The sequence below is a fragment of the Blautia caccae genome, assembly GCF_040095955.1.
Lineage (GTDB): Bacteria > Bacillota > Clostridia > Lachnospirales > Lachnospiraceae > Blautia > Blautia celeris.
The window spans coordinates 35868-54448 of record NZ_JBBMFP010000021.1; the positions used below are offsets into that span (position 1 = coordinate 35868).

At 49.8% G+C, this 18581-nt stretch carries 18 protein-coding genes; 15 read left to right on the forward strand and 3 right to left on the reverse strand.

All coding sequences use genetic code 11. The annotated features are described in order from the left end of the window. Nucleotides 1-104 precede the first annotated feature (104 nt). The 6 genes from WMO65_RS19650 (at nt 105) to WMO65_RS19675 (ending at nt 5560) form a co-directional block, all read left to right on the forward strand. Nucleotides 105-1613 carry a spore germination protein gene (locus WMO65_RS19650; RefSeq protein ID WP_033141992.1) on the forward strand — a complete coding sequence of 503 codons (1509 nt, stop codon included), beginning with the start codon at nt 105-107 and terminating at the stop codon, nt 1611-1613. Next, nucleotides 1603-2673, forward strand: coding sequence for a GerAB/ArcD/ProY family transporter (locus WMO65_RS19655; protein ID WP_225305195.1), 1071 nt, complete (start codon nt 1603-1605; stop codon nt 2671-2673). The genes WMO65_RS19650 and WMO65_RS19655 overlap by 11 nt, the downstream gene beginning before the upstream one ends. Beyond that, the gene (locus WMO65_RS19660; protein ID WP_225305194.1) at nt 2654-3280 is read left to right on the forward strand and encodes a Ger(x)C family spore germination protein; all 627 of its coding nucleotides are present in this window, start codon (nt 2654-2656) and stop codon (nt 3278-3280) included. Before WMO65_RS19655 ends, WMO65_RS19660 begins: the two co-directional genes overlap by 20 nt. Before the next feature lie 259 nt (nt 3281-3539). Next, the gene (gene spoIIR / locus WMO65_RS19665) at nt 3540-4199 is read left to right on the forward strand and encodes a stage II sporulation protein R (protein ID WP_227246582.1); all 660 of its coding nucleotides are present in this window, start codon (nt 3540-3542) and stop codon (nt 4197-4199) included. Nucleotides 4200-4283: 84 nt separating this feature from the next. Further along, nucleotides 4284-5105, forward strand: a complete 822-nt coding sequence (gene murI, locus WMO65_RS19670; RefSeq protein WP_118743656.1) for a glutamate racemase — start codon at nt 4284-4286, stop codon at nt 5103-5105. A 2-nt stretch (nt 5106-5107) separates the two neighbouring features. After that, on the forward strand, nt 5108-5560 hold the full coding sequence (locus WMO65_RS19675) for a YwiB family protein (protein ID WP_033141994.1): 453 nt from the start codon (nt 5108-5110) through the stop codon (nt 5558-5560). Between the two features lie 38 nt (nt 5561-5598). Here the strand turns inward: WMO65_RS19675 and WMO65_RS19680 are convergent, their stop codons facing one another. After that, nucleotides 5599-6090, reverse strand: a complete 492-nt coding sequence (locus tag WMO65_RS19680) for a hypothetical protein (protein ID WP_033141995.1) — start codon at nt 6088-6090, stop codon at nt 5599-5601. A gap of 165 nt (nt 6091-6255) precedes the next feature. Here WMO65_RS19680 and tig point away from each other — a divergent pair, with 165 nt between their 5' ends. From tig to WMO65_RS19720, 8 genes are all read left to right on the forward strand, one after another. Further along, the gene (gene tig, locus WMO65_RS19685) at nt 6256-7437 is read left to right on the forward strand and encodes a trigger factor (protein WP_118743655.1); all 1182 of its coding nucleotides are present in this window, start codon (nt 6256-6258) and stop codon (nt 7435-7437) included. Between the two features lie 110 nt (nt 7438-7547). Next, complete coding sequence (locus WMO65_RS19690) at nt 7548-9608, forward strand: penicillin-binding transpeptidase domain-containing protein (RefSeq protein ID WP_118743654.1); 2061 nt, start codon at nt 7548-7550, stop codon at nt 9606-9608. A 6-nt stretch (nt 9609-9614) separates the two neighbouring features. Continuing rightward, nucleotides 9615-10835: a DUF6070 family protein gene (locus WMO65_RS19695; RefSeq protein ID WP_147396175.1), complete on the forward strand. Its 1221-nt coding sequence runs from the start codon at nt 9615-9617 to the stop codon at nt 10833-10835. A gap of 54 nt (nt 10836-10889) precedes the next feature. Continuing rightward, nucleotides 10890-11276 (forward strand): hypothetical protein, encoded by a 387-nt coding sequence (locus WMO65_RS19700; protein WP_052099540.1) that lies wholly within the window; start codon nt 10890-10892, stop codon nt 11274-11276. A 117-nt stretch (nt 11277-11393) separates the two neighbouring features. Next, nucleotides 11394-12563 (forward strand): class I SAM-dependent methyltransferase, encoded by a 1170-nt coding sequence (locus tag WMO65_RS19705; protein WP_118743652.1) that lies wholly within the window; start codon nt 11394-11396, stop codon nt 12561-12563. Next, entirely contained in the window at nt 12560-15019 is a 2460-nt protein-coding gene (locus WMO65_RS19710) for a cysteine peptidase family C39 domain-containing protein (protein ID WP_118743651.1), read from the forward strand. The genes WMO65_RS19705 and WMO65_RS19710 overlap by 4 nt, the downstream gene beginning before the upstream one ends. A gap of 45 nt (nt 15020-15064) precedes the next feature. After that, complete coding sequence (locus tag WMO65_RS19715; RefSeq protein ID WP_118743650.1) at nt 15065-16180, forward strand: aminopeptidase; 1116 nt, start codon at nt 15065-15067, stop codon at nt 16178-16180. Between the two features lie 3 nt (nt 16181-16183). Then, nucleotides 16184-17077: a ComEC/Rec2 family competence protein gene (locus tag WMO65_RS19720; RefSeq protein WP_118743649.1), complete on the forward strand. Its 894-nt coding sequence runs from the start codon at nt 16184-16186 to the stop codon at nt 17075-17077. Between the two features lie 24 nt (nt 17078-17101). Here WMO65_RS19720 and WMO65_RS19725 read toward each other — a convergent pair whose 3' ends face one another. After that, nucleotides 17102-17548, reverse strand: coding sequence for a hypothetical protein (locus WMO65_RS19725; protein WP_118743648.1), 447 nt, complete (start codon nt 17546-17548; stop codon nt 17102-17104). A gap of 15 nt (nt 17549-17563) precedes the next feature. After that, the gene (locus tag WMO65_RS19730) at nt 17564-17776 is read right to left on the reverse strand and encodes a helix-turn-helix transcriptional regulator (RefSeq protein ID WP_033142001.1); all 213 of its coding nucleotides are present in this window, start codon (nt 17774-17776) and stop codon (nt 17564-17566) included. 296 nt (nt 17777-18072) lie between these two features. Between WMO65_RS19730 and WMO65_RS19735 the strand changes: the two genes are divergently transcribed. After that, nucleotides 18073-18573, forward strand: a complete 501-nt coding sequence (locus tag WMO65_RS19735) for an RNA polymerase sigma factor (RefSeq protein WP_118743647.1) — start codon at nt 18073-18075, stop codon at nt 18571-18573. Nucleotides 18574-18581: the final 8 nt, after the last annotated feature.

Genomic DNA, 18581 nt, shown 5'->3' on the forward strand with positions numbered 1-18581 from the left:
ATTCTAAGAGAGATGTAAAAATTACGTCTCTCTTTTTTGTGCTGCAAATGCGGTCTGATACCGCATATACCACAGCATCACGAGAGCGGAAAGGGGCCTTTCAAATGAAAAATAATGACGAGATATCCATTCATATACAGGAAAATGAAGACTACATCAGAAATACACTGAAAGACTGTGCTGACATCATTATCCGTCCCATGATTCTGGGACAGGAACCGAAGATACGCTGTCTTGTAGTCTATATTGAGGTGGCAGTCAGCAATATGATGCTGGAGGACTCCGTCATCGGCAAGCTGGTAAACCATATGTGGGAAATGCCGAAGGATGAGATCCTGGAGTTCGTGGATGAAAACGGCCTGGGAATCTCCGACGTTAAAACACTGGACACCATGTCAGAAGCCCTGGCAGCTATGTTTGCGGGAAATGCTATTTTCTTCTTTGACGGCTATCCCCATTCCATCAAGGTATCCAGCAAAGGGTATCCCAACATGGGCGTACAGGAGGCATCCAGGGAAAAGGTGCTGCGCGGTTCCAAGGAAGGGTTTTCCGATGTAGTCAAGACCAACTCTGCCCTTGTGCGGAAAAGGATCAGGAATGCGAAGCTGAAAGTCAAGGAAAAGACCCTGGGTGTCAGAAGCCAGACCCTGGTGCAGATTCTGTACATGGAAGAGCTGGTGCGTCCGGAGCTTTTGGATGAACTGGACAGACGGCTGGAGAGCTTTGAGATCGACGGCGTCATGGACAGCGGCATAGTGGAGCATCTGGCAGAGGAAAACTGGCTCTCCCCATTTCCGCAGTTCCAGACCTCTGAGCGCCCTGACAAGTGCGCCATGGAAATCTTAAACGGCAGAGTCCTGGTATTGGTGGACAACTCCCCTATGGGTATCCTGCTCCCGGCTGCCTTCAATGATTTTCTGCAGGTGAGTGAGGATGAGTACAACCATTTTGAGCTGGCGTCCTTTTTGCGGATTATCCGTTATATAGCCGCTGCATTTGCCATGCTCTTTTCAGGTGCTTATCTGGCGGTGACGAATTTCCACACACAGGTACTGCCCACAAACCTGATTCTCTCCTTTGCGGAGGCCAGAAAAGGTGTTCCTTTTCCGGGAATCCTGGAAGTCTTCTTCATGGAAGTGGCATTTGAGAGTATCCGGGAGGCGGGGGTCCGCGCGCCCGGGCCTTTGGGCGGAACCATCGGTATTGTGGGAGGCCTGATCATCGGACAGGCGGCTGTGGAAGCCAATCTGGTCAGTCCTATCGTGGTGGTTGTGGTGGCAGTGACTGCGCTGGCTACCCTTGCCATTCCAAATGAGGAGTTTACCGCCCCGTTCCGGCTTTTGAAATTCGGTTTTATCCTTTTAGGAGGCACTATGGGCGTCTTCGGCATGCTTCTGGGCCTTTACCTGGTCATCAGCCATCTGGCAGGCCTGAAAAGTTTTGGTATCCCTTATCTGACCCCATTTGCCGCACAGAGAAATGCGGGATACAGGGGAGAGTCAGACGGCATTGTCCTGGCGCCGCTCCGGTTTATGACCAGGAGACCCCTCTATGCCAGAAGGGAACAACAGGTACGCCTGAAAACAAAAGGAGGACAGAAGCATGTTCGCTGACAATCAACGGATTTCCCACAGACAGCTTTTCAGACAGCTTGTTCTCGGGCAGCTCGGCATCTATCTGGTCACCATCCCTGTCACCTCATATCTGGAGGGCAGGCAGGGGGTGCTCTCCCTTCTTTTGATGGGGGTTCTCTTCTTTGCAGCCAGCATATTTTTTATCCGCATGAAGCCCTGCTATTTATGTCCTGAACGGTATATGGGAAAATACGCGGGAAAGATTTTCTGTCTTCTGCATCTTTCCTATCTCTTTATCACCGGTGTTTTCCTGCTTCTTGTGACCAGCAGGATCACGGGCCGTTTTTTCATTGAGAGCAGCAAGCCCTTTGTGATCATCACCGTTACGGCTGTGGTATGCTATCTGGGAAGCCACCAGGGGCTGGAGCGCAGGGCGCGTATGGCTGAGATATGCTTTCCCATCATTTTATTTGTCCTGGCGGCCATGTTTCTGCTGTCTGTGACAAGAGTCGAAGGTATCTATCTGGAGAAGACCGGGTCTCTGTCACTGCAGGGGCTTATACAGGGATGTTACCGGGTATTCTGTACTTTCCTGCCTGTATTTTTCCTTCCCTTTACCCTGGGGAATGTGGACCGGGCGGGCAACGCGGGAAAGGCGCTTAACGGTTCCGTGTTTCTGCTGCTTGGCATTCTCTCTGCAGCCCTCATACTTCTGCAGGGGGCATTCGGCGCCGGAGGCTATGTGCAGAAATCCTACCCGCTGTTTGATATGATGGCAGGCGTGGACCTGCCCGGTGATTTTCTGGAGCGCGTGGACATCTTTTTCATCGCTGCAGTTATGTTCTGCATCTTTTTTGCTGTGGGCAGCATTTTTTTCTATAACCATGAACTGTTAAAACGCGGCCATATGGAAAAGGGGGCGCCTTATCTTGCTGCAGGGATTCTGGTGTGTGCTTTGGGATGTGAAAAGGCAGGTATTTCCCTGGAATGGTACCGGGAGGTTCTGCAGAATATTTACGCGCCCCTGTTCCTTCTGCTGGCACTCTGGGCGGGAATCGCGTACGGAAGGGGGAAACATCATGATAAGGAAGAAAAGTAAGACAGTGCTCCTGGCTGTTATCCTGGCCTGTAATCTGACGGCCTGCGGGGTGGCCCTGGAGAACCGCAGCTTTCCCCTCTCCATGGGTGTGGATTTTAAGGACGGTGCATACCAGGTCTATTACGGCCTTCCCGACCTGTCCGGTGTGACCGGACAGAATAAGGACGGGGAGAACCAGAAAGCCGGGGAAAAGGCGGATTTTTATCAGGGAAAGACCATGGAGGACGCGGAAAAAGACTTTCAGAACAGCCAGGAGGACTACCTGGATACAGGACACCTGAAGGTTCTGCTTCTGGGAAAGGGCCTGCTTGACCATGAGGAGGCATATAAGAACCTGCTCCACTATCTGGAGGAAAAACCTTCGGTGGCGGGAAATATTTACGTGTTCTCCTGCAGTGAGCTGGGGGATGTTATGAGCATGGACGGGCAGCAGATGGATTCCCTTGGGGATTATCTCACCGGCATTGTGGAGAACCGGCCCGACAGCCGGGCACAGGATCAGACAGACCTTCAGGACTTATATAACGCATGGCACAACGGGGAAGAGCGGCCCGTTCTCGGAGAGGTAAGCGCATTGGATGATAAAATTATGCTGAATCAGGAATAGGCCTGTAAAGATGCGGCAATACTCTGTCTATAGAAAATAAATGGTTACTGTTCACACGCCACTGTCCCGCGAGGTGTTTTCAGGCTGAAGGCATGAAAATCCCGAGGCAGCCAGCGCGATATGGAGCAGAATGCTCCATATCTGTGCATCGCGAAGCGTGTTGCTGGGCACGCAGTGAACAGAAGTAAATACCGGTCATACGGTGCGGAGGCATAAAGTTTTCCGCGCCGGTATGCCGGATAAGACGGAGGGATTTGCTGTGAGAAGAAGAATACAGAGAAATATCTGGATCGCCGCTACAATCATAGGCCTGCTTGCCACTGTGCTGGTCGGCGCTGTGCGTATACATACACTGAAGAGAGAAAAAGAAACCGTTCAGACACGTCTGGAAAATGAAGTACAGCAGGGGATCGCAAAGGAAATCTTCCGCCTGCACGTGGTTGCCAACAGCGATACGGAGGAGGACCAGAACCTGAAGCTTCACGTTAAGACCAAGATTGTGGATTATCTGGAAGGAATTTTGGGGGAAGACAGATCCCTGGAAGCGACCAGAGAGGCTGTCAAAACGCATCTGGATGAGATTGAGGAGGCTGCCGGACAGGTGATCGCGGATGAAGGGTATGATTACCCTGTTGCTGCCGCCGTGGAAAAGACGTATTTCCCTGACAAGACCTACGGGGACTGTACCTTTCCTGCAGGAGAGTATGAGGCCCTGAATGTGAAGATCGGGAAGGCAGAAGGGCACAACTGGTGGTGCGTCCTCTATCCGAGCCTGTGCTTTCTCGATGAGTCCCACGGAATTGTTTCTGAGGAGAAAAAAGAAGATTTGAGAGAAGTCCTCACAGAGGAGGAATTCCTGACAATTCTGAATGATCCGGAAAAAAGGGATCAGGTGAAAATAGGATTTAAGTGGTTTTAAAGGTTGCGGCTTGCATTCTGGCCTCAATGAGGGTAAAATGGAAACACGGTTAAAATAGAAAATAAATTTTAAGAGGGTTTTCATATGAACCAGAATAAACAGGCGCCGATCGGTGTTTTCGATTCCGGCGTGGGCGGACTTACAGTTGCCAGAGAGATCATGCGCAATCTGCCCAGTGAGAGGATAGTATACTTTGGGGACACTGCAAGAGTGCCCTATGGAAGCAAGTCAAAAGAGATCGTGTTGAAATATTCCCGTCAGATTGTACGTTTCCTGCAGACACAGGAGGTAAAGGCCATTGTAGTAGCGTGCAACACCGCCAGTGCCATGGCATTGGAAACCATACGGGAGGAGATAGATATTCCCATTATCGGTGTGGTGAAACCGGGAGCAAAAGTGGCTGCCCGGACTACCAGAAATAAGAAGATCGGCCTGATTGGTACAAGAGGAACGGTGAATTCCGAGCTGTACCCTGCCATTATACATGAATATGATCCCCGGATCCAGGTAATCGGCCAGGCCTGTCCCCTGCTGGTCCCCCTGGTGGAGGAGGGATGGCTGAAGGATGAAGTGACGGTTGAAGTGACAAAACGCTATCTGGACCCCCTTCTGGAACAGGGCGTGGACACCCTGATCCTGGGCTGCACCCACTATCCGCTGCTGCGTTCCCTGATGCGTCAGGTGGCAGGGGAAAGCGTTACCCTGGTAAACCCCGCCTATGAGACTGCCAGGGCACTTCGGGAGCTGTTAAAGGAACATGGGATTGAGAATGACGGACACGAGGAGGAGGAGTTCCCCTACCGCTTCTATGTCAGTGACGCGGAGGAACGTTTCCAGGAGTTTGCAGGTTCTATCCTGCCCTACGATGTGAGGATGACCAAGCAGATTAATATTGAGGAGTATTGAACATGACAAAAGATGTACTGATAACAGTAAAAGGGATGCAGGCGATTGAAGCCGGGGAGAAGCCGGAAGAAGTGGAAGTGGTGGCAAAGGGAGATTATTACTACAGGAACGGCCATCATTTCATCTGCTATGAGGAAGTGCAGGAAGGATATGACACTATCACAAAAAATATGATCAAAGTGATGCAGGGCTATGTGGAGGTGCAGAAAAAGGGCCTCACCAACACGCACATGATCTTTGAGGAGGCCAAGAAGAACCTGACCTATTATGCAACTCCTTTCGGAGATATGCAGATGGGAATCTCAGCAACCAGGATAGATGTGCAGGAGCAGGAGGAGAACATTGATATCCTCATCGACTACGCATTGGAGATCAACGATATACATACAGCGGACTGCCAGATTTGTGTAAATGTGAAGCCCCAGGCCGCAGGCAATTTCCACCTGGCATCATAAAAAAGCCGTCCGGGTTTCGTTTCCCGGGCGGCAGTTTTTTACTTTTTCTTTTTCGTATCCTTACTCTCTGTTTTGTTTCCCTTGGCAATGTTTTCCGCTTTGAGGCGCATTCTCTTGAAGAACCCTTTTTTCTTCTGGGGAGCTTCCAAAGCACCGCGCAGTCCGCGGACACCGGTGATATAGATACCGCTTACTTCTGCTTTGACTTCCTTCTTTACGGGGATGATCTCAAATACCTGCTCGTCCGCCACCAGGGTAACGATCCTGGGACCGATTTTTGCCTTTACGATGGGGAGTTTGGAACGTCTCATAAGCTTCGGTGTCTGGTCGATCACCATCTGGGGAAGACCGGACTGTTTAATGGGAAGCCTCTTTTTATCGATAACCAGCATAGAGACGGACTGCTTTGCTGCTTCTATCTGCTCCTGCTGTGCTTCCTGCTTTTTCTGTGCCCTCTTGCCAAGAAAATATAAAACGGCAAGAACGACTACCAAAACGATTAAAATAATCAGTAGAACTTTCCACACCATTTGTGTTAGACCTCCTAAAATCTGGACTGATAACGCAACTATTATTTTAGCATTGTTTCTGTGAAAAGGCAATAAAAATGTGAAAGAAAGGGTTCCTTTTTCAGGTCATGTGTGGTATAACTTCCTTATGCGGAAACCAGAAACCACAGACGAAAGGAATTGTATATGAAGAAAAAACTGATCATGGCGCTATTGGCTCTCAGTATTGCAGTGATGGCAGCAGGATGCGGTGACAAGAAGAGTGACAAGAGCAAAGACGATGATAAAAAGACTGAGACATCCGCGGAGGATACGGCAGTAGATACCAACAGCAAGGGCAAGGTGGTGGCTGTCGATGTGGATGATATCAGCAAATATGTGAAACTGGGAGATTATAAGAACCTGGAAGTCACAGAGACAAAGACAGAGATTACGGACGCTGATGTGGAGGATTACATCAGCCAGCAGCTCACCTACAAGGCAGAGGAGATCACAGAGGACAGACCGGTACAGGAGAACGATACCGTCAATATTGATTACACAGGATACCTGGACGGAGAGGCATTTGACGGCGGTTCCGCCACGGATTCAGATCTGCTCATCGGCTCTAATTCCTTTATCGACGGATTTGAGAGCGGCCTGATCGGTAAGAGCAAAGGGGAGGAAGTCACCCTTGACCTGACCTTCCCGGACCCGTACAGCAACAATCCTGACCTGGCCGGCAAGCCGGTGCAGTTCAAGGTGAAGATCAATGCCATCAAGGCAGCGCCGGAGCTGACAGATGAGTGGGTAAAGAACAATACAGACAAGCAGACCGTGGATGAGTATAAAGAGGAGATCAAAAATTCCCTGAAGGAGAATGCTGACCTGAACTATATGAGTCAGCTCAAATCCGACCTGTTCCAGAAAGTTGTGGAAAGCTCAGAGATCACGGAATATCCGGAGAAACCCATGTCCGAGACCATGGATTATGTAAAGAACAAGATCCAGGAGCAGTATGCCAGCCCAAGCGGCATGACTCTGGAGGAATACTGGGAATCCCAGAGCATTTCCACAGAACAGGCAGAGGAGACCATGACACAGATGGCACAGAACATCCTGCAGCAGTCTCTGATCGTGCAGGCTATCTTCGATGCGGAGAAAGTAGAGATCTCTGTGGAAGACTATGAGGCAGAGCTTGAGAAGTTTGCCAAAGACTATGGCTTTAAGGATGCTGAGGCCCTCAAGAGCGCGTACAGCGATGAGACCATGGTGAAGGCCAATGTACTCTGGAGCAAATCCTGTGAGATCCTCCAGGAGACTGCAAAGGTGACCGATGTGCCTGCAGATGCGCAGAACACCGGTGACGGGGACGCGAAAACCGAATAAAGAAAATACTTGACAATAAGTCCTACAGGTGTAATATATTGGGTGAAACTATATCTTACATTTGTAGGATTTTTGTATAGGGAGTGTATTTACATGAAGGAGGTTATTTTATGAAGCGAAAGAAAGCAGCGGCAGTGATAGGCATCGCGGCGGCCATCGCCGTGTGTGCGGCGGGCCTGGTTCTGTACAAGGTAAAGTTTGAGGAGAAGCGTGAGGATGTGCTGAAGGAGTACATGGGTTATATCGAGAAGGGAAGATATGACAAAATGTACGCACTGCTTGACGAGGCCAGCAGAAATACCGTGAATGCAGAGGACTTTGTCGTCAGGAACCAGAAAATATATGAGGGCATAGAGGCAGAGAATATCCGTCTGGACATTTCCGAGGAGCAGGAGAAAAGCCAGCCCATATCCTATAAAGTCACCATGGATACCGTGGCAGGGGAAATCTCCTTCGACAATGACGCTTTTTTTGAGAAGGAGAGCGGAAAATGGCACATTAAGTGGAGTGATTCCATGATATTCCCCAATCTGAAGGCAGCGGACAAGGTGAGTGTTGTCAGCATAGACGCAAAGCGGGGAGAGATATATGACAGAAACGGTGAGCTTCTGGCAGGCCAGGGGACGGTTGCCAATGTAGGGCTTGTTCCGGGCAAAATGGCGGTCCAGCCCCAGGAGGAGCTGGAAACCATGGCAGCGCTTCTGGGGACCACAGCCGGCAGTATTTCCGAAAAGCTGGATGCTTCCTGGGTGAAGGATGATTCCTTTGTCCCTGTGAAGAAGATGAGCAGCAGCCAGCTGGAGACCCCTGTGGGTGAGGGGGAGGCCACCCTGAAGGATAAACTGCTGGAACTTCCCGGTGTGATGATCTCTGATGCGGAAAGCAGGGTTTATCCCTATGGGGAGTGCACATCTCATCTTCTGGGCTATGTCCAGGAGATAAACGCAGAGGAACTGGAAGAATTAAGGGACAAAGGCTATGACGAACAGAGCATTCTGGGAAAAAGCGGTCTGGAGAAATTATTCGAGGACAGGCTGAAGGCCCGGAAAGGCTATAAGATTTCCATTGTGGACGCAGAGGGCAGCGAAAAGGAGGCACTTGCCATGGCAGCCCCGAAGGACGGGGAGAATATTACCCTGACCATTGACGGCCACCTGCAGCAGAGTGTGTATGAGCAGTATAAGAACGACAAGAGCAGTTCCATTGTCATGAACCCTAAGACAGGTGAGGTGCTGGCAATGGTATCCACACCCACCTTCAACAGCATGGACTTTGTACTGGGAATGTCTCAGGAGAAATGGGATTCCCTGAACAACGATGAGGATAAGCCCCTGTACAACAGGACAAGGGAAAGCTGGGTGCCCGGTTCCTCCTTCAAACCTGTCATCGGTGCGGTGGGCCTTACAACGGGAACCCTTTCGGCGGACGAGAACCTGGGAGCCAGCGGCCTTTCCTGGCAGAAGGATGAGAGCTGGGGGGATTACCGGATCACAACGCTGCATGAGTACGGGGATGAGGCGGTTCTGCGGAATGCCCTTGTCTACTCAGACAACATTTATTTTGCCAAGGCAGCGCTGAAAATCGGGGCAGATACACTGACGGAACAACTGAAAAAACTGGGATTCGGGCAGGAGATACCATTTGAGATCGGTATGAGCAAATCCCAGTATTCCAATGAAGACGGAATCACTTCGGAGATCCAGCTTGCGGACAGCGGATACGGCCAGGGACAGATTCTGATGAATCCCCTCCATCTGGCCTGTATTTACTCCGCGTTTATAGGCGACGGAAATATGATAAAGCCATATCTGGAGATGACAGACAATAAAACACCGGAATACTGGATCGCAGGTGCCTTTTCCAAGGAGGCTGCCGCTGTGATAAAAGAGGATCTGACGGCAGTCATCGAGGATGAGAACGGGACCGGCCACGGTGCCTATACAGAAGGAGCGAACCTGGCCGGCAAGACGGGAACCGCGGAGATCAAAGCATCCCAGGATGATGAAAATGGTACGGAGCTTGGATGGTTTGCCGTATTCAATACGGACGGGGACAAGACAAACAGTTTCCTGATGCTCAACATGGTGGAGGATGTGAAAGACCGCGGAGGAAGCGGTTATGTGGTGGATCTGGACAGACCACTGTTGGATGAAATGCTGGCAAAGGAGTGACGTGGTGTGAGATTAAAAGGGGTTATGATATGTGTGACAGCAGTAAGCCTGATCCTGGGCGGATGCGGAGACAAGGTACAGCAGAAGGAAGAGGTGACTGTCAGTGCCGATACCGCCAAAGAGGAGGACCGGGAGGCTGTAAAAGAGGAAAACAGCTATTATGAGATGGAAATACCTGCCGATGAGTCAGAAACCCTGACAGAGGCCGCTGTCCAGGCTGCAAAGAGCTATCAGGACCTTTTAGTTCAGGCAAAGAAGAACAGCGGCAAGGAGGAGGTGCTTTCCATGGACACTGTGGCAGCCCTGGTAAAGAAGATGGGAAGCCAGGGGTATGCTGCCCTGGATAACAGGAACAGGGAGAACATGGAGAACTACCAGCTTGCGGAGAAGTTTTTGGCAGGTCAGGAGAAAAAAGAGGATGCAGCTGTTTCCATCTACCGCATTCACGATGACGGAGGAATGGAAAAGATAGATTTTACCTCAGACAAAACAGGAGCAGTGACCATCACCTCCACGATCGTGGACTGGAATAAAAAGCAGGAGCCATATGTGGTGGATATGGTGCGGTACAAAGCCTGGAAATGGGCGTATACAAAGAAAGGCTACCTTTTCTATGAGAGATATATTCCGGAGGGGATGGAGGCAGACGGTACCGATGCCATACGCGTGCTCCCCCTGGACGAAGAGCTGCGCAAAATGTGTGAGCAGTACATAGAGCCCATCGGTTATGAGGGAAACAATCTGTTCCTTGTGGAATGGGATGAGTCCAACTTCCGGCAGGTGAACTTCAACGACCTGTATGATGTGCTCTACCGAATTGACCAGGGGAGCCTGCCGGACAGTGCCCAGTATCCGGAGGGGATCGGCAGCAGCGAATTTGAAGATCTGATCGAGAAATATTTCAGTATACCTGTGGAGCAGTTAAGGGTGCAGGCAGGATATAACAGCGGAACAGGGACATATCCCTGGATACAGATCGCGGGCAGCAACACTGCTGACTGGACAGAGAGGATTCCGGAGGTGGTGGATTTACAGGATAACGGGGATGGAACCCTGACCCTGACAGTTGATGCGGTCAGTCCACAGCTTAAAAATGACAGGCTCTTTACCCATCAGGTCACCATACGCGGGGCAGAGGACGGGGATGGTTTCACCTATGTGTCCAACACCATAGAACCCGGGGGGCAGGTACCGCCCTACACGCCCAGGACCGCTGTGGAACAGTGACGCGGGTTTCTTTTTTGCATATACTGACTATGAGAAGAATCAGTGAGGTTTTTTATGGCAGTTAAGAAAGCGGACCCCAGGGAAGAGATACTGGGGCAGGAGCGGGTGATGCAGCAGGATATGCGGCGCCTGCGCGCCAATTACCCGGAAAACGCCGCATACATCCAGTGTTATGTGGAGGATGCATGTGACCGTATGGATTATGAGGGCAGCAGGATGTACGATGAACATCCGGACAAATACATGATGCGCAAAGTCTGTGATTCCATCCACAGCCAGATACGCAGAGATAGCGGAAGGATGGGAGTGGAATCCGGTTTCTGCAGAAGATGCGGCAACCTTCCGGACGAAGCGCTGCAGGATCTGATAGAGGTCCTGTTCTTCAACGAAGTGTACAGACGCAGATGCCGGCGCAGGCGCTGCAGAAGATTATACCGCTGAGTGTCAGCAAAAGTAAGAAGAGTCTCAAGAAAACTGCACTTGGGGCTTGCGGTTTTGTCATAAAACTTTTACAATAGTAATGATGCTGAGGAAAGCATTTTATTTAGGAGAGAAAATATGACAGAACTGGAAAAATTTCTGGATTTATATATAAATGAAGATTTGATCAGAATTATCATCAGCGGCCCCCGCCAAAAAGAGGGGCCGTCTAAAATACAGATACGCCCTCTGCTTTTAAAGGGCCAGGTTATGTATCAGGTTACAAGGACTGTGGGACAGAAGGAGCTTCATGAAAACCATCAGAGGGATGAAGTCCTCTGTCTCACAGACAACTGGATGCAGCAGGAGTTCCGCCAGCTTCAGCTGGAGGCAAAAGGCGTTCAGGGGACAGTGCTTGCCAGCAAGAAGGGCAGACTGACCATCAAGACTAAGAAAATACAGGGCAGGGAGGATTTTGTCCCTATGCTGACCCACAACCGGCAGAAGAAATATCTGCTGCAGGAAGGGGTGCCGGTGCCCTATCTGATAGATTTGGGAATCATGAATGAGGCGGGTAAGGTGAAACATGCCCGTTATGATAAATTTAAGCAGCTCAACCGCTTTCTGGAGTTTATTGAGGACATCCTGCCAAGGCTCCCGAAAGACAGAGAAGTGAATATTATTGACTTCGGGTGCGGCAAATCCTATCTCACATTTGCCATGTACCACTATCTGCATGAGCTGAAAGGCTATGATATCCAGGTGATCGGTCTGGATCTGAAGGCGGACGTCATTGAGACATGCAGCCGTCTGGCAGAAAAATATCATTACGAAAAACTGCATTTTTATCAGGGAGATATCGCATCCTATGAAGGGTGCAGCCATGTGGATATGGTTGTGACACTTCATGCCTGCGATACCGCTACGGACCATGCCCTGGCAAAAGCAGTGAGATGGGGTGCCTCTGTCATCCTGTCTGTGCCCTGCTGTCAGCATGAGCTGAACAGGCAGATCTCCAATGACACATTGGCCCCTGTACTTGGGTACGGCATATTAAAGGAGCGTTTTGCGGCCATCCTCACAGACGGGCTCAGGGCGCAGATGCTGGAAAGCGCAGGGTACGACACGCAGATCCTGGAGTTTATTGATGTGGAGCACACGCCCAAGAATCTGCTCATACGTGCAGTGAAAAATGAAAACAAAACAGTCAGCAGACAGCAGAGAGAAGCATGGGTAAGATGCGCCCGGGAGTTTCAGGCAGAACCCACCCTTGCATCACTGTTGTTCTTAGAAGGGAACGATAGATGAAAAAAGTATTGACAAAGCTGGGAGTCCTGCTGCTCATATTTATCCTGGGTGTTATCGGATTCTCCAGTTTTATGAATAAGGAGACAACAGAGAACAAGATGGACATGGAGGAGGCGTCCCTTCCCGTGCTTTCCATGATGTACGAAGGCCAGGAGATGAACCGTATGTACGGTTACGCACAGGAAATGCAGGTGGATTTCATGAGAGACAGCCTGACTCCTGTGGGAACAGACAAGAAGATGACTGTCAGCATTCTGCCATACGACCATAAAATAAAAAACCTTGTCTATGAGGTCAGGACCTCGGACGGCAGCAAAGTGGTGGAAAATGCCAAGATCAAGAACTTTGAGGAGAACGGCAGTGCGCAGACTGCCACGTTTGCTCTGGAGAATTCCATTTTGATGAACCAGGAGTATACCCTGGTCTTTACCCTGAATACGGACAAGGGTTCCTGGCATTATTACACCAGGGTGATTCAGCGTACAGGTCTGAACGTTGACAAATACCTGGAGTTTGTGCAGAGTTTTTCCTCCAAAACCTTCAGCAAAGACAACGTGGGGGAGCTGAGGACGTATCTGGAGTCAGATGATACCGCTGTGAACAACAGCTTTACCAATGTGAACATCCACTCAAGCGCGGATATGGTCACCTGGGGAAGCCTTGCCCCAGCCATCAGCAGAAAGGGCGTTCCGACAATCAAGGATATCAACGAGACTACAGGAAGCCTGACCTTAACCTACTACATTACCGCAAAGGATGAGGAGGGATATGAGGAATACTATCAGGTGGATGAGTTCTACCGCATGCGGTATGGGGATACCAGAGTCATGCTTCTGGATTTTAACCGTTCTGCAAAGCAGATTTTTACGGGAAATGAAATGTCAGTGTCCTCGGGCAAGATCAATCTGGGTGTCACACCGAAGAATGTCCAGTTTGCAGCCAGCCAGGCGGGAAGTGTTCTGGCCTTTGTACAGCAGGGGGACTTGTGGTCCTACAATACCAGTACCAATAAGATGACGCAGATTTTCAGCTTCCGGGAAGGCCGGGACACGGATGACAGATACGATTACTCCATGCATGACTTTAAAATCGTGCGTGTGGAGGAGAACGGAGATATGGATTTTGTGTTCTATGGTTATATGAACCGGGGAGAACATGAGGGATACACCGGGACCTGTGTATACCACTATTACAGTGAACAGAATGTGCTGGAAGAAAAATTTTTCCTTCCGACCACCAAATCTTATGAATTTATGAAGCGGGATGTGGAAATCCTTTCTTATGTGAGCACGGATGATCTGCTGTACCTCATGCTGGACAACAGCCTGTATCAGATCAATATGCAGGACAAGACATACAAGGTTGTAAAGGAAGAGATCGCGGAGAATTGTTTTGTGGCGTCCAATACCAACCGGCATGTGGCGTGGATGGAGGAAATGGACCCGCTGCAGACCATGAACATTATCTTTATGGACCTGGAGACCGGAGAGCAGAAGCGCATTACCGCGGATGAGGGTACAAAGATAAGGGCCTTCGGCTTCATCAATGAGGACCTGGTCTACGGCGTAGCCAGAGACGGGGATATTGTGGTGGATGCCACAGGAAGTCTGCGCTATGCCATGCATGAAGTAAAGATCCAGAAATTCTCAGGCAAGCTTGTGAAGGATTACCAGCAGGACGGCGTATATATTATGGATGTGGATATCCAGCAGGGACTTCTGGAGCTGAAGCAGGCGCAGTGGAATGTGGACCGGTATACAGAGATCCCAAGTGAGCACATTATGAACAATGTGAAGAATGCGGAGGATGAAGTGATCTCCATTGCCACCGCCACAACCGTGCGGCAGGCAAATATCACAAGACTGATCTTCTCCGAGGACAGCAGGAACAAGAATCCCCTCAGGATGGAGACAAAGCTCATGGTGAATGAGAACGATACCGTGCTGAACATGGATATAAAGGAAAAAGCGCTGGACGGATATTTTGTCTATGCAAAAGGCAGCCTGGCGGGTATCTACAGCAGCCCGGCCCAGGCCATCAGAGCAGCGGATGAAATGATGGGGGTAGTCTTAAACCGTAACCAGCAGTATGTGTGGGAGAGAGGAAACCAGAAGACAAAGGTGACCCTGAACCTGGATGACATACCGGAAGGCTTCCGGTCAGCCTCCCTTGACACTGCCGCCCTGCAGGAGAGTCTTGGGGATACGGGGACTGTGCTGAACTTAACGGGATGTACACTGGAAGAGGTACTCTATCAGGTGAGCGCTCAGAGGCCGGTGATCGTATCACTGGGGGAAAATGATAACAGGGTCATTGTAGGATATGACGGTTATAACACCCTGCTGTATGATCCGGCAAGCGGTGAGACAAAGTATATGGGGCTTGGTGACAGCACCAAAGCCTTTGAAGCGGCAGGAAATGTATTTATCAGCTATATTGAGACACTGCCGGAATAAGCGGCAGTGCCCGGCAGGGAATAAGAATGGAAGGCAGGACAACTTATGGATGAGAGAATCAGGAAACTGGCATACGGGCTTGTGAATCACTCCTGCGATGTGCAGAAGGGAGATAAGGTCTATATCCATTACACAGGATATTCCACCACAGAGCTGGCAAAGCAGCTTATCCGGGAGGTATATCAGGCAGGGGGAGTTCCCTTCCCGCATTTTACCGACCCCAGAGTGCAGAGGGAAATGCTTCTTCACTGTACCAGGGAGCAGGTTGAACTTATGGCCAGGGTGGACAGAGAAGAGATGGAGGCCATGGACTGTTATATCGGCGTGAGAGGCGCGGACAACATTACAGAACTGTCCGATGTTCCGGCGGAGAATATGGCTGTCTATGATAAATATTATAACACCCCGGTACACCATGAGGTGAGGGTGGCTAAGACAAGATGGGTAGTCCTCCGCTACCCAAATGATGCCATGGCACAGTTGTCCGGCACCAGCACAGAAGCTTTTGAGGATTTTTATTTCGATGTATGCACCCTGGATTACCGGAAAATGGGTAAGGCCATGGAGAGCCTGGTGGAGTACATGCAGCGCACAGACCGGGTCAGGATCACAGCACACGGCACGGATCTGACTTTTTCCATCAAGGATATTCCCGTGGTTCCCTGCAGCGGTGAGAGCAATATCCCGGACGGTGAAGTGTTCACAGCTCCGGTCCGGGATTCCGTCAATGGAACCATACGCTACAATGCGGCGTCCTCCTACCAGGGATTCGTATTTGAGAATGTAACTCTTACTTTTGAGAACGGAAAGATCGTGAAGGCGGAGGCCAACGACACGGAGAGGATTAACGGAATTTTTGATATGGATGAGGGAGCCCGTTATGTGGGGGAATTTGCCATAGGGGTGAATCCCTATATCCTGCACCCCATGAAGGACATCCTGTTTGATGAAAAGATTCAGGGCTCCATTCATTTTACTCCTGGAAGCTGTTATGATGATGCCTGGAACGGAAATGTATCGGCTATCCACTGGGATCTGGTACTGATCCAGAGACCGGAGTACGGCGGCGGAGAGATCTATTTTGACGATGTGCTCATACGGAAAGACGGGCGCTTCGTGGTTCCTGAACTGGAAGTGCTGAATCCGGAAAACCTTCAGTAGGGAATGATGAAGAAAAAGTTTCTTATACCGGTCCTGATGATGGCAGCCATGTTTCTGATCGCGGGCTGCGGCAGCAAAGAGCAGATGGTGCTGTCTTTTATCAACATTGGAAAAGGAGATGCTTTCCTGATCCGGGTGCCCGGAGGCGGATATTATATGTGCGATACGGGGAAAAAAGAGGACTATGCAGTCATGGACCGTTTCCTGGAAATGAAGAAGGTGGAGCATCTTGACGGGATTTTTCTCTCCCACGGACATAAGGACCATGCGGGCGGGCTGAAGCTGATACTAAAGAAGTATCCCACAGATAAAATCTATCTCTCTGGAAAAGATGACATGACCTATAAAAAAACAGATGTGGAGCAGACCGCCGCAGAATATCAGACAGAGATTGTAAAGATGCAGGGCGGTGAAGTGCTGGAACTTGGAGGGGCCAGGGTACAGGTATGGATTCCTCCGGACAAGGACCCGGAAAATGAGAACAACAACTCCATGGTGGCGCGCTGGTCCTTTAAAGATACCTCATTTCTTATGACAGGGGACATGGAAAAAGGGGAAGAGAAGCAGTTCCTGGAATCCTTTCGGGACTGCAGGGCAGATGTCCTGAAGCTGGGGCATCATGGAGAAAAGGACGCTACATCCAAATCTCTTTTAAATGCCGTTATGCCTGCCTATGGGATCATAACAGGAAATGAGGAAGAAAATCCGGATTCCGTGAACAGTAAAACTGCCCGGCGGCTTAAGAAATATGGGATAAAGGCATATTACTCGGAAGGGGAACAGATTGCCTGGGATTTCATCGCGGACGGTACATCAGTGAAAGCAGTCAGGATTATGGACAACAGTGCCGGTGCCCGTAATGGGAACGCTGCGGCAGACGAAAAAGAGGAAGAGTGACCGCACTCTTCCTCTTTTCGTATATTAAAGTTTATGCATATAATAAAACTTCAGGCAGACACCGAGAAGGATCTGGCATAAGCCGGCGGCTAAAAGGGTATAGAAAATAATGATATTGTAATACCCTCCGAAGATGCCTGCAAAAATCATAACTATGGATGTTATGAGCAGAGCCGGCATCCCGGCTTTGGAGCGTATGAGAACCATCCGTTCATCGGTTTCCCTGTTGTAGGATTCCCGCAGACTTCGCTCGTCACGGAGAAGTTTGCGGTATTTTATAAGCATGAACAGAGATAAAATGGCAAGGCCCATCAGGAAGCCGGACTGGAAGTCAGTGATACTGCTTACATCAGCGGGGATTTTTCCCCTGTCATCCATAATACGCTGGCATATGGACAGGACAGCGTTTAAGAGAATCACAGAGCCAAACAGGGCGATCCTGATTCTTAATGTCTTTTTATATTTTTCCATAATCTTTACTCCTCCTTATTTATCAGCGGCTTCCACATCTGAAAAGTCAAAAACTTCTTCAATGGTCAGGCCGAAGTAATGTGCTATTTTATAGGCCAGGACCAGGGAGGCGGTATATTTGCCCACCTCGATGGATGTGATAGTCTGTCTTGTGGTTCCGACTGCGAAGGCAAGCTCTTCCTGGGAGAGTTTGCGGGCTTTCCGCAGTTCACGTATCTTGGTCTCCAATTTCAGTATCAGCTCCTTTGTCTGGAATGCATAACGTGTGTACAGTCAGCGCAGGGGCGCGCAAAACGGATGGAATTGCTTTTGCATAGTTAACTTTGCAATTTTAGTATAGCTTGCTTTGTATAAAATGTCAAGTGAACTTTGCAAAAAAAGATGAATAATATTTTTTGCGGTAAAATGCAACAAAAAGGTGCAAAGGGAACACTAATATTTATATAATAAAAGGGAACAACCGGCATGAGGGATGCCGTGTACGGATAAGAAGGAACATAGGAAAGAGAAAGAGAGGTGGCGGCATGACGGACTGTAAGCAGTTGGCGTATGAGGCAAGGCAGGGAAGCAAAGAAGCGTTTGCCCAGTTATATCAGGCAGTTTACCAGGATTTGTACCGTTTTGCGTTATATGTACTTAAGAACCCGGAGGATGCCCAGGATGCGGTGGCCGAGACAGTGGCAGATGCCTATGCGGAGATCACGAAGCTGAGGGACAGTGAGGCCTTTAAGGGCTGGATCTTTAAGATCCTGTCAAACAAATGCAAACGGAAATTGAAGGAGTATACCAGGAAGACGGAGCCGCTGTACGAACAGGAGGGGAGCGTGCGGGGAGATTTGGACCGGGACATGCAGGTGCGGGAGGCATTTTTCTCCCTCAGCGATGAGGAGCGGTTCATTGTGGCCATGCAGGTCTTCGGAGGGTATAAGAGTAAGGAGATCGGCCTTATCCTACATAAAAACCACAATACCGTGCGCTCAAGGCTTAACAGAGCGCTGAAGAAGATGGAAGAGATATTACAGTGAGAAGGGAG